The following is an 11,903-nucleotide window of genomic DNA, read 5'->3' on the forward strand; positions in this document are numbered from 1 at the left end:
GAGCGCGAACGACGGCCGCCCCGATCTATCTCAGTTCCGCGTACGCTTTGTCCATGAGTTCGGCGGAAACCTCCATCAGGCGCGGCGCGGCAGTCCAAAGCAATGCCGCGCGGATCGTCCTGCCCGGATAAATCCCGCCAAGCAGCCGACGGTAGACGGCGAGCTGGGTCACATATTCGAGAGGTGCGTCTTCGGCAGCCTGCGGCGCGTGCCGGTTCGTCTTGTAATCGACGATCAGAACCTCATCCTCCGCCACCAGAAGCCGGTCGACCTGTCCGCTTACCAGTATTTCCTCGCCGTCGGGTGCCGCGATCCTGCCGACAATGGGAACTTCCGCCCGCGCCTGGGGCGAAAAGACGGTGGCGAACCGCGCATCGTTCAAAACGTTGAGAGCCTCTTCGGCAAGTTCCTTCTTTCTCGGGACCTCGTCGGGTGAAAGCGCATGATCGAGATAGCGCTCCGCCGCGCCGCGTCTCGCCGCCGCCTCCATTTCGGGCAGCGTTTCCAGCATCCGGTGCATCAGGTTGCCGCGCTTCAGCGCCCAGGACGCGGATGAACGCGCGGCTTCAAGTGCCGCAAGGCCGTCCGGCTGCTCGTAACCTTCCTTGGCCTCCATCTCGTCAAACGCCTTGGACGGCTGCAGGCGCCGCGGCCGCGCGGGCACGTTCGCCGGCCTGGTCAGCCAGTCGGGCGGGGCAATTTCGGAAGGTGCGGCGGCGGACGGCTCGCCGCCGAGTTTCGGCGCTTCCAGGTTCATCCCCCCTTTTCGCCAGAGAAGGCGCGAAAGCCCGCCTTCTCCGTCCTTTTCCTCCAATGCTTGCGGCTCGAGGGCGGTGCGCACGAGGCCGTACCATGTGCCCTCGGGCGGCGCCGACTTGCCCGCCCAACCGCAGACGACAAGCCTGTCGCGAGCACGGGTCATCGCGACATAGAGAAGCCTCCGGTACTCTTCTTCCGATTTCGCGCGAAGCTCCGCGACCGCCTCTTCATGCCAGCTCGTGCGGTCGCTCTTCGCCGACAGCCAGAGCAGGCCGGGGGCCGCGAAATCATTGTCGCCGCGAGGGAATTCGAGCATTGCGGGATCATGATGGGCCGATACCGGCGCAGCCCCCGGATCGACCAGAATGACGGCCGGCGCCTCCAGCCCCTTGGCACCGTGAACCGTCATGATGCGCACCACACCTGCCGCACTCGCCAGTTCGCGCTTGATCTCGGTGGGCGCCGCGGCCAGCCAGGCGAGAAACCCCTCAAGCCCCGGCGTTCCCGTCTGCTCGAAAACGATCGTCAGCGCCAGGAATTCGTCAATGATATCATCGATTTCCGTTCCGAAGCGGGCGCGGTACGCCTTCCGCCCTCCGTCCGCGCCGAGAAGCCTTGAGAAAAACTCGAAGGGCGGCACGAAATCGGCCCGGGACCGCCAGTCCTCCAGCTTCTTCCGCACTTCGGCGAAATATGGGTCCGCATCCGCCTTTTTGACCAGCGACTGCCATAGCGTGCCGGCGCGCGGGCGCCCCGGCTCATCACGGGCGATCCGGAAAAGATCATCGTCCGACAGGTTAAACAACGGACTTTTCAATATGTTAGCGAGCGACAGATCGTCTTCGGGCAACAGCAGGAAACGGCCAAGCGCGACCAGATCCTTCACCGCGATATGATCCGTGAGAATCAGTCTGTCGCTGCCGGCGACCGGCACGTCACGGCGCTTGAGCTCGCGCGTCAAAGCCTCCACGAAAGGGCCGCGCTTGCGGACCAGAACGAGCACGTCACCGGGATCCGCCTCACCATTTTTCCGCCAGTTATCAATGGTTTGCGCGATCCGCCGGGCGACGCGCATCATCGGGCTTCCGGTTGAGACGCGGTCGATCGGCTGCGTCCAGTCGTCGCTTTCCTCCACGTCTTCCGCCTGTTCGAGCGGCCAGATCTCGACTAGGCCCGGATCGTTGCGGCGCACGGCTTCATGCACCGGCGCCTCGCCGTCTTGGGAAAGGCCTTTGCGGGCTGAAACGTCAGCAAAAACAACGTCTACCGCGCCAAGAACGTCCGGTGTGGAGCGGAAGGAAAGGGTCAGGTCAATCGCATCGAAGGTGACATCCGCTTGTTCCGCGCGGCGGCCGAACCCCCGGCGCATCTTCGCGAAATAGGCGGGGACAGCGCCCTGGAAGGAATAGATCGACTGTTTTTCATCCCCGACCGCGAAGATGGTCCGCGTGACGTCGCGCGCACCCTTTCCGGCGAAGAATTCCCCGGCCAGGGCATCGATCACTTCCCACTGGCGCGGGCTCGTGTCCTGGGCCTCGTCGACAAGGATATGATCGAGACCCTGATCGAGCTTGTACTGCACCCAAAGGGCCGCATCCTCCCGCGAAAGCAGGTTCGCCGTCCTGACCACGAGATCCTCGAAGTCGAGAAATCCCCGCCGGGTCTTCTCCTTCTCATAAGCGCCGAGCATGGCGTCGGAAACCTTCAGGATCGCTTCCGTTCCCCGGATCGTGACGAGCTTGCGGCGCTCGTCCAGCAGGTCGAGCAGACGGAGCTGCTCCCGCTCCATCGCTTCCAGAACGTGGGGATAATCCTCGCCGATCGCCTTGGAGGCGAGCTTCTTTCGAGGCTCCATTTTCTGCGTCAGGAAGAGCGAAAGCCAGGCGGCCCGACGGCGGGGGCCGGGCTCGGCTTCAGCGCAAAACTTCAGAGTTTCCGCCATTTTTCTGTCGTTCGCGCCGCCGGCTTCGAAAATGCCAACTAAATTCCAAAGCGGGATTTTCGAAAGCAAATCGGGGTTTTCAAGGTTATTTTCGATGCTCTCGAGGCTGGCGGCCGGATCGACGCCGAGACGCCTCGCCAGATCATACACCGCCGCATCGAGGCCGGGGAAATCCGTCAGCCAGCGGCGGAGGTGATCGCGCTTTGAAACCATCTCGTCGAGCACATCGCCAACGCCTTTGTCCGAAAGCTCGTTGATGAGAAACGAAAGCGACTTTCCAAGGTCGCTGTCCGGATCGTTTTCGGCGCGGAAGAGAACGCGGGCGCGGGCCTCGGCCAGAAGTTCCGCGGCGACACGATCATCCAGAACCGTAAAGTGCCCGGCGATGTTGGCCTCAAGCGGAAACTGATGCAGCAACGCCTCGCAAAAGGCGTGGATCGTCTGGATCTTCAAACCGCCCGGCGTCTCGAGCGCCTTGGCGAAGAGGTGCCGCGCCCGGGCAAGACGGCGCGCATCAGGCCGCATTCCCTCGATATCCGTCAATTCTTCGGCAAGGCGGGCGTCGTCCATATTGGTCCAGCTGCCCAGCGTCTCGAAAACGCGGGTCGCCATTTCTGCCGCCGCCGCCTTGGTGAAGGTGAGGCAGAGAAGGCGCGAGGGATCGGTGCCGGACAAAAGCAGGCGAACGACGCGGCGCGCGAGCACGAAGGTCTTGCCGGAACCCGCATTGGCGCTGACCCAGGCGGAGCGGGCGGGATCGGCGGCGCGCGACTGTTTTTCAAGTGTCGAGGCTGGAATCTCGGGCCGGCTCATGCATCCTCCCCATCGCCGAGCGACCATTCCTGAACGCGGGCGAGGTGATCGTAAACGCCGCCCATGACGCGCTCTTCCAAAACACGCGCGCGCGAAAGATATCCCCGCTCCGGCACCTCGTAAGCGGCAAGAAGCTGGCGTAGGCGAGCCTCGGCATCGTCCGTCAGTTCGGCAATCGAACGGTCCTTCGGGTTGCGCGGCAAGGCTTCGAGCGGAACACGCCCGCCGGACAGGCGAACGTAAAGAAGCTCCGAAACGGGCAAGCCGGCGTCGACACCCTTGAAGCCGCCGCCGCGGATGAGCACGGCCTCCAGCGGCAACTGCGGCGAGAGAAGCACCGATACCTGCTTCAGCGAGGGCGCCTGGCCTGTCTTGTAGTCGATGATCGAAAGCGTACCGTCGGCAAGTTCGTCGATCCGGTCGGCGCGGCCCGTGAGCCTGATCCTGCGACCGGGCGTCAGGTCGATTTCCATGCCGCCGCCGATCTCTAGATGACGATGCGAAATGCGGCCCGCCCGTTCCGCCTCGAACTCGATGAAGGCCTGCGCCACGCGCCGGAAACGCGGCCACCAGAGCGCCTTGACCGCAGGGAATGCGTCGAGCGGGGCAAAACGTTGCGCCCCGATTTCAATCAGCCGGGCAAGGGCCGCCTCGTCGAAGGGGCCGTTCCATTCCATCAGGAAATCGGCAAGACAATCATGGATGATCTGCCCGCGCTCGGCGGCATCGGGCTCACCGCCGATGGGGTCGACCTCGTCGAGACGAAGCACGCGCCTGGCGTAAACTGCGTAAGGATCACGCACCAGCGCCTCGACCTCGGTAACCGAAAAGCGGTCGGGCCGGGCGGCGATGGGCGGCTTCGGTTCCGGGCGCGCGGCGAAGCGCACCGGACCTTCAGCCGCGTCGATCAGGCTCACGAACCGGCGATAACGCTCTCCGCGCCGGCGCATGGCGTCGGAAACTTCCTTGCCGAGCAGGGTGGTCAGCCGCTGCAGCCATCGGGAGGCGACCGTCGGCGCGCCATCGGCACGGGCGGCGCGCGAGAGCACGACCTCGCCCGCGCCCATCCCCTCGCAGAAGTCATGGGCTGCCGCCCCGATCCTGCGTTCCGGCGGATCGAGCCCTAGGTCGCGCTTCATCGGTCTGTTAAGCCAAGGGTCGTTGCGCGTGGACTTCGGCCATGTTCCTTCGTTGAGACCGGCGAGTATGACGAGATCGGGCCTGTGCAGGCGCGCTTCCAAAGGCCCGAGAATGGCGATGCGCGGGTCACCCGGCAGGCGGCGGCGAACGTTGATGCCGGAAAGGAACGCGGAAAAAACATCCGGCCAGTCGAAGGCGGGCAGGCAAAGCCCGCTTCCCTTCACCTCCAGCATATCGGAAAGCGTGCGGGCGAGCTGGTCTCCGGTTTCGCCCGCGTAAAGTTCATCGCAAGAGCCGTTTTCATCCACACTCAGCCGGGCGAGGCACTCGACATGAGCTTCAACCAGCGCTTCCACCGGCACTTCGCCTGAGACATCCGCGAAATCCTCAAGCGGCTTCAGGGCATGGGCAAGCCGGGAAACCAGATCCTCGATCGCGTTCCAGTCGTCCTCGACCAGCTTTTTCCAACGCGGGATCCGTTCGTCCCTGGCCACTTTCGACGAATGCTCGGCACGCGAGGCGGCAACGGCAGCGGCAAGGCCGCCCGTGCCGGGGGCTGCACGCGGGCCCCGCAACACGCCGCGCTCCAGCGAGCGTGCCGCCGAACGCACGTCCTTGACCGAAAGCCCAAGCCGGCAGAGCGGGTGCTTGAGGAGGGAAAGAAGATCGACAGGCTCAAGCCCGCGAAGCGCAAGGCGCGCGGCAAGGCTTGCCAGAACCGCCGGCGGCGTCTGGTCGAGCGGGCGGCCGGCGGAATCATCCACAACGATGCCCCAGCGCGCGAGGTCGACTGCAACGCGGCGGGCAAGCGTACGGTCCGGAGAGACGAGGGAAGCCGTCTTGCCCTCCTCCACCGCCTCGCGCAGCACGGTGGCGAGAAGCAGCGCCTCATCCGCTTCGTTGCGCGCTTCCACCAGCGAGACATTGGCGAAAGCGGCAAGCCGTGCCGCAACGGGGGTGGAGGCGAGAATGCGCGGCCAGGCATCCGTCGTTTCCGCCGGGCGCAGCGCCTCGGCGACCAGACGCTCTCGCGCGGCGCGCTCCGGCGATCCACTGGCTCCCAAAGGCGCGACATCTTCCCGGCTGACGCCAAGCCGGGACAAAAGCAGTTTCAGGCTATATTGCGGATGGGCGGGTATGGAAGCCGCCTCGCCGGGATACCCGAGCGCCGACCAGCTTTCCTCATCGAGCGCAAGATCGAGACCGGGAAGGACGATAGCGCCTTTTTCAAGCCCGGCGACGGCCTTCAGAAGATCCGCCGTGGCGGGAACCGAACCCGTGGTGCCCGCGACGATAACGGGCCCGCGCGGCGGGTGTTGCCGCAAGCCCTCCGCCTCGCGCCGGATGAGCGCCGAACGGCGCGCCTTGGGGTCCATCAACCCGCGCTCCGCCAAATGGGCAGGCCAGGCTTCCGTCGCGATCTTCAAAAAATCCAGTGTAATCTGCCAGTAGCGGGCGTGATCCTCCGGCACTAGGGAGGCGAGCGCTTCCCACCCGGCTTCCTCTGTCGCCACTTCATCCATAAGCGCGACAAGATCGCCGGCAAGCCAGGCAGCATCCGCTGCAGAAGCCGGCGCGCCGAAGGGGACATCCGCCGGAAGATCCAGAACGTCACGGCGAAGCGCGCCCTCCCAGGCGCGCACAAGCCGCGTCATCTCCATCAGCCGTTCCATCGCCGGGATCTCGGGCGGAAGATCGATTGCCTGGGCAACCGAGCGCAAGGCGTGCTCGTCCTCATCCACATCACCCAGTGGACGGATCGACGGCAACAGGCAGGCGTCCGTTCCCAGTTTCGCACGGAAAATCTCTGGCAGCGCGCGAGCCGCCCGCCGCGTCGGCAGGTAGAGCGTGATATCGGCAAGGGCTAGAGGGTCGGCACCCGCATCGAAGTCCGGCACCAGCCGGCCGGCGAGCAGCGCATCCACCAGCGTTTCAAGGAAATTCGCCGAAGGCGGGATCGTGAAAATGGATGTTTCGCGAATCGTCATGACGTCATTTTGACGGCTTCACGCCCGCCGTCCAGAGCGCCTTTATCGAAACCGAATTCGAGCAGAAATTCAGAGTGAGCATAAATATTATAAATAACCCAAGAATATATAACCTTTATTTTGCCCTAATCTTCCTGCAAGAAACTGTAAATACTTCGAATCAGGGAAGTTCGCTGCGAAAATAAGAAGCAGCGCTCTATGCTACCGGACAAAAGAAAATTTCCAGCATACTTCCTGCGCCTGACGAACGGGCGGGAGCCCGTTCGGGATTGGCTAAAAACCTTAAGTAAGGACGATCGCCTGATCGTCGATACGCAGATCGAGAAGCTCGAATTCGGAGAGGCGCTCGGCCTCAAATACGGCCGACATATCGGCGGCGGGCTTTTCGAACTTAGAAGCTATCTTGCCGGCGGGCGTTTCGCCCGGATTTTTTACAGCCTTTCGGGGCGGCGGCTCGTCCTGATCCACGGCGTGACTGGTACAAGCCGGATACCGGCGGAAGTCAGGCGATTTGCAAAAACCGGAGATCGAGGATGATACGTGAAAGCGAAATCGGCACGGCTTTCGACGACTTCCTGCGCGAAAATGGCCTGCTCGCCGGCGCCGAGGAACGGGCCATGCGCGAGATCATAAAGGATCAGGTGAAGGGATCCATAGCGGCGGCTGCAGGCGGAAGATCGCCGGAAAGGGCGCGAAGAATTCTCGCTTGAAGCGAGCGCAGGCCGTTGCGGGATTCTTTACCGCTTTTCGCCCAACCGGATCTGTCACCCTCACCTCAGCGACTTCGTTTTCTCTTGAACCGAGTCAAGACCATCGGAAATTGCCTGCGATAATGCGGACTTCCTCATGACCTCAAGGCCCGCTGCCATTGCGCCGGTCAGGGAGGCCATTTGCCAGAAGCTTTCCTTTGGGCTTGAGGCGAACCATCGCGTCGCTTCCCTTCGGATCAAGTTCAAAGAGTTCCCGCCGTTTCGCCAGATAGGCGCGCCAGGTTCGTTCTTCGAAAGTGCTGATCCGCGTTCCGTGAATGGAGTGCATTTTCGGCCCGAGCAGGGCAATTTGCATGCCGTGTTTGCTGTCACCATGCTCGGCAATCATGGCGACGATCTTCTTGTCGAGGTCCTTGCAGTTGGAAACCGGCTTCTTCTTTGCTGGAGTTTCAGAAGCTTCCTTGAAGGTCGCGAAGTCCGAGCAAGCCTTGCGGAAATTCTGCGGTGCCTTGGATTCGCCCATGCCAAGAACATACCGGCCATGTTCGCGCAACCGCACCGCCAGATGCGTGAAATCGCTGTCGGAAGAAGCGATCACGAAAGTTTCGATATTCAAGGCGAGATTCATCTCGATGGCATCGATGGCGAGAAGAAGGTCCGATGCGTTTTTGCCGGTTCCGGTGTGGATCAGGCGATACCCCAGTATTTTTAGCCAATCCTGGGTATGGCTGGCGTCAGTATAGACCCTGGCGATATCCACGCACCCCAATTTGTTTGCCTGTTCCAGGATCTGATGCGCGTAAGACGCGCTGACATTATCGCCATCGACAAGCACCGCTACCCGGCTGTTTGCCCGCCCTACGCAATCGGTTCCCATACGACCGTTCCCAGACCGCCCATACTTGCAAGACTTTGGCGCAGACCTCCTATGATTGCAATATTCGCTCTTAGATGCCCTAGGGATATTTTCCGAAATCGATCGTTATGACAAAATCACTTCTCGAAATCCGGCTGATTTCGATTCAAGTTCCCTTTTCAAAAAGCATTCTTGGCGAGCAGGAAAGCTGACAGTCGGCGAATGGTTCATGTGAGAAACCATGAAGAGCCGCGTGAGAGAAATTACTTCTGCCAGGGAAATTCTCTCACCCCAGCGATTTCGCTTTCTCGTAAGCGGCGTCAAGACCATCGGAAATCGCCTGCGACAGCGCGGACTTCCTCATGACCTCGAGACCCGCTGCCGTGGTTCCGGCATAGGCGATCATCTCCGCAACGCGCTGCGCCGGCATGGGCTCCGTCTCCGAAAGCGTCACGCCGCTTGCGTGAAAGAGCTGGCGGATGGCGCGGTCGGCCACCTTCGGATCGACGCCATGGCGGACCGCGTAATCCGCCATACACTCTGCAAACAGCGCGACGAAGCCTGGAACCGGCCCGGTGAGCGCGGTGAAACGGTCTATCTGGTCCTCGTCGAAAACCTCATCCGTCTTGCCGCAGGCCCTGAAGAGAAAACCCACCGTTTCGCGGTCCTGCTCCGTTACGCCCGGCGACGCGATCCAGGGCGAATAGGCAAGCCCGTATTCGGCGGCCGGGCTCGACATGGCGCGCACGATCCGGGTTGCCCTCGTCAGGTCGCCGATCTTCTCGATCGTCAATCCGGCGACGACGGAAATCACAAGCTTGTCTTCCGCCTTGAGCGCCATTTCCTTCGCAACATGAGGCGGCACGGAAAGCAGGATCGTTTCGCAAGCTTGCGCCAGTTCCTGATTGTCTGTCGTGGAGCGCACGAAGGGCCACTTGCGGAAGCCGTTCAGCTTGCCGGATGTGTTGGAGATCCAAAGGTGATCGGGCGCGAGCGTGCCCGTGAGCAGAAGCTGGCGCGCAATCGCCCCGCCGAGCTGGCCGCTGCCGCCGATGATGCCGAATGTGTGGTGAATGGCCATGACACCGCCCTTTGCGAAGCCGTTCATGAATGCGCCGGGCGATCACATTAACACATTGTCTGCGCGAGATTACGCCCGCTTCGCAAAGACAGTCAGGCGGCTCCTCCCTTCAGCCAGACCAGGAGCAGAAATAAATTTGCATTCGCAGGTGGCTTAAAACCGGAAGAACAGAAAAGAAGCGGCCCTACGAAGAATAACTACAAGTGGATCACACGATTCCATTGAAGCTACACGACTATATTTTCCTTCAAAAGATGATCCTGAAAGTCTCCGCACCGTAAACAGTCGCAACCGGATCTTCAAAGGCAAGAGCCGGACAGGGGCCGGGGCCAATCACCCAAGGAAGGAATACGAATTATGCGCAAGCTTCTACTTGCATCCGCATTCGCACTCGCAACCACAACCGCCGCACATTCGGCAAATATCGTTGAGACGGCCAAGGGCGCCGGCACGTTCAACACGCTGCTTGCCGCCGCACAGGCCGCCGGCCTTGCCGATGCGCTGGCGACGACCGATGGCCTGACGGTTTTCGCGCCGACGGACGAGGCTTTCGCAGCCCTTCCCGAGGGCACCGTCGAGAACCTCCTGAAGCCGGAGAACAAGGATCAGCTCGTCGCGATCCTGAGCTATCACGTGGTGCCGCAGAAGATCATGTCCGGTCAGATTTCCGACGGTTCGGCGGAAGTCGCCACGCTGAAGGGTAGCGGCGACATGACAATCACCGTCGAAAAGACCGCTTCGGGCGTGACCGTCGACGGGGCGAATGTGGTCACCGCCGACGTGGAGGCGGATAACGGCGTCATTCACGTTATCGACAAGGTGATCCTGCCGTCCGACTGACGGATTTCGCCTTGAATTTTTCGAAAGGGCGCCGGACAGGCGCCCTTTCCGCAGTTGCGGGCCGTCGATCCGATTCATATAACCAATTGAAGGTGATAGTTGTTTTGACGATGAGCGCTTGCGGATTTCCAGATGATATAAAGAAATCTTTATATCCTTATTGTTTTAAGCCTTGAGCCGGTATATAACCCGCCATCGTAGACCGGGGTGCGCCGTTCGCGCCGCCCGAAGGCGATGCGAACGCCCCCGATCGAAACGATTGCCGGTCCGCTCCGGCAGCCGCCCCTGCCGGGATCCCGGACATGAGGCGCGGCGCGAAGGCGGGGCCGGCTGAGTTCCCAACGGAAGGATCAACATGACCACCGCCAGCGACTATTACGTCAAGGACATTTCGCTTGCCGACTATGGGCGCAAGGAAATTGCCATCGCCGAGACCGAAATGCCGGGCCTGATGGCCTGCCGCGAGGAATTCGGCGCGTCAAAGCCGCTGAAGGGCGCGCGCATTGCCGGCTCGCTACACATGACGATCCAGACCGCCGTGCTCATTGAGACGCTGGTCGCGCTCGGCGCCGAGGTCCGCTGGGCATCGTGCAACATCTTCTCCACCCAGGACCACGCCGCCGCCGCGATCGCCGCGGGCGGAACGCCCGTCTTCGCGGAAAAGGGCGAGACGCTTGAAGAATACTGGGACTATTGCGACCGCATCTTCCACTTCCCGGAAGGCACGGCCAACATGATCCTCGACGACGGCGGCGACGCCACGCTCTATATCCTGCTCGGCGCGCGCGCCGAAGCCGGCGAGGACGTGCTGTCCGATCCGAAGTCAGAAGAAGAGACGATCATGTTTGCGCAGGTGAAGAAGCGCATGGAGCAGAGCCCCGGCTGGTTCACGAAACAGCGCGACGCGATCAGGGGCGTTTCGGAAGAGACGACGACGGGCGTCAACCGTCTCTACCAGCTCAAGAAGAAGGGCCAGCTCCCCTTCCCGGCGATCAACGTCAACGACAGCGTGACCAAGTCGAAATTCGACAACAAATACGGCTGCAAGGAAAGCCTCGTCGACGGTATCCGCCGCGGCACCGACGTGATGATGGCCGGCAAGGTCGCCGTCGTGTGCGGCTATGGCGACGTGGGCAAGGGCTCCGCGCTGTCGCTGCAGGGCGCCGGCGCGCGCGTGCAGGTGACCGAGGTCGACCCGATCTGCGCCCTGCAGGCAGCGATGGACGGCTTCGAGGTCGTCACGCTGGAAAAGGCCGCGCCCAACGCCGACATCGTGATCACCACGACCGGCAACAAGGACGTCGTAACGCTGGACCACATGCGCCGGTTCAAGGACATGGCGATCGTCGGCAACATCGGCCACTTCGACAATGAGATCCAGGTCGAGACGCTGCGCAACTTCAAGTGGACCAACATCAAGCCGCAGGTCGACATGATCGAGTTTCCCGACGGCAAGCGGATGATCCTCCTGTCCGAAGGCCGCCTGCTGAACCTCGGTAACGCCACCGGCCACCCGAGCTTCGTGATGTCGGCAAGCTTCACCAACCAGGTGTTGGCGCAGATCGAGCTCTTCACCAAGGGCGAACAGTACGACAAGGACGTCTATGTGCTGCCGAAGCACCTCGACGAGAAGGTCGCGCGCCTCCATCTTGGAAAACTTGGCGTGGAACTGACCGAACTCAGCGAGGAGCAGGCTGCCTATATTGGCGTGAGCCAGCAGGGCCCGTACAAGCCGGAGCACTACAGATACTGACAAGCGCTTGTAAGAGCTACA

Annotated in this window: 8 protein-coding genes; 4 read left to right on the top strand and 4 right to left on the bottom strand. The window is 61.9% G+C overall.

From position 1 onward, the window contains the following. Positions 1-25 precede the first annotated feature (25 nt). Positions 26-3,514, bottom strand: a complete 3,489-nt coding sequence (gene addA / locus HPQ64_RS02075) for a double-strand break repair helicase AddA (RefSeq protein WP_172886727.1) — start codon at positions 3,512-3,514, stop codon at positions 26-28. Beyond that, positions 3,511-6,642, bottom strand: a complete 3,132-nt coding sequence (gene addB / locus HPQ64_RS02080) for a double-strand break repair protein AddB (protein WP_172886728.1) — start codon at positions 6,640-6,642, stop codon at positions 3,511-3,513. Before addB ends, addA begins: the two co-directional genes overlap by 4 nt. Before the next feature lie 198 nt (positions 6,643-6,840). Here addB and HPQ64_RS02085 point away from each other — a divergent pair, with 198 nt between their 5' ends. Together HPQ64_RS02085 and HPQ64_RS02090 are read left to right on the top strand one after the other, a co-directional pair. Further along, positions 6,841-7,179: a type II toxin-antitoxin system RelE/ParE family toxin gene (locus HPQ64_RS02085; protein ID WP_172886729.1), complete on the top strand. Its 339-nt coding sequence runs from the start codon at positions 6,841-6,843 to the stop codon at positions 7,177-7,179. After that, on the top strand, positions 7,176-7,352 hold the full coding sequence (locus HPQ64_RS02090) for a hypothetical protein (protein ID WP_172886730.1): 177 nt from the start codon (positions 7,176-7,178) through the stop codon (positions 7,350-7,352). The genes HPQ64_RS02085 and HPQ64_RS02090 overlap by 4 nt, the downstream gene beginning before the upstream one ends. A gap of 142 nt (positions 7,353-7,494) precedes the next feature. Here HPQ64_RS02090 and HPQ64_RS02095 read toward each other — a convergent pair whose 3' ends face one another. Both HPQ64_RS02095 and HPQ64_RS02100 read right to left on the bottom strand, forming a co-directional pair. Next, positions 7,495-8,229: an NYN domain-containing protein gene (locus tag HPQ64_RS02095; RefSeq protein WP_172886731.1), complete on the bottom strand. Its 735-nt coding sequence runs from the start codon at positions 8,227-8,229 to the stop codon at positions 7,495-7,497. A 265-nt stretch (positions 8,230-8,494) separates the two neighbouring features. Then, positions 8,495-9,316 carry a pyrroline-5-carboxylate reductase family protein gene (locus HPQ64_RS02100; protein ID WP_210260058.1) on the bottom strand — a complete coding sequence of 274 codons (822 nt, stop codon included), beginning with the start codon at positions 9,314-9,316 and terminating at the stop codon, positions 8,495-8,497. A 330-nt stretch (positions 9,317-9,646) separates the two neighbouring features. Here HPQ64_RS02100 and HPQ64_RS02105 point away from each other — a divergent pair, with 330 nt between their 5' ends. After that, the gene (locus HPQ64_RS02105) at positions 9,647-10,129 is read left to right on the top strand and encodes a fasciclin domain-containing protein (protein ID WP_172886732.1); all 483 of its coding nucleotides are present in this window, start codon (positions 9,647-9,649) and stop codon (positions 10,127-10,129) included. Positions 10,130-10,484: 355 nt separating this feature from the next. Then, complete coding sequence (ahcY, locus tag HPQ64_RS02110) at positions 10,485-11,882, top strand: adenosylhomocysteinase (RefSeq protein ID WP_172886733.1); 1,398 nt, start codon at positions 10,485-10,487, stop codon at positions 11,880-11,882. The last annotated feature ends 21 nt before the right edge of the window (positions 11,883-11,903 follow it).

Origin of the sequence: Hongsoonwoonella zoysiae (assembly GCF_013266695.1) — a bacterium.
Taxonomy (GTDB): domain Bacteria; phylum Pseudomonadota; class Alphaproteobacteria; order Rhizobiales; family Stappiaceae; genus Hongsoonwoonella; species Hongsoonwoonella zoysiae.

What these genes read in the sequence shown, in the direction of transcription:
- addA (WP_172886727.1), bottom strand. Translation starts at nt 3,514, where the DNA reads ATGAGCCGGCCCGAGATTCCAGCCTCGACACTTGAAAAACAGTCGCGC.
- addB (WP_172886728.1), bottom strand. Translation starts at nt 6,642, where the DNA reads ATGACGATTCGCGAAACATCCATTTTCACGATCCCGCCTTCGGCGAAT.
- HPQ64_RS02085 (WP_172886729.1), top strand. Translation starts at nt 6,841, where the DNA reads ATGCTACCGGACAAAAGAAAATTTCCAGCATACTTCCTGCGCCTGACG.
- HPQ64_RS02090 (WP_172886730.1), top strand. Translation starts at nt 7,176, where the DNA reads ATGATACGTGAAAGCGAAATCGGCACGGCTTTCGACGACTTCCTGCGC.
- HPQ64_RS02095 (WP_172886731.1), bottom strand. Translation starts at nt 8,229, where the DNA reads ATGGGAACCGATTGCGTAGGGCGGGCAAACAGCCGGGTAGCGGTGCTT.
- HPQ64_RS02100 (WP_210260058.1), bottom strand. Translation starts at nt 9,316, where the DNA reads ATGAACGGCTTCGCAAAGGGCGGTGTCATGGCCATTCACCACACATTC.
- HPQ64_RS02105 (WP_172886732.1), top strand. Translation starts at nt 9,647, where the DNA reads ATGCGCAAGCTTCTACTTGCATCCGCATTCGCACTCGCAACCACAACC.
- ahcY (WP_172886733.1), top strand. Translation starts at nt 10,485, where the DNA reads ATGACCACCGCCAGCGACTATTACGTCAAGGACATTTCGCTTGCCGAC.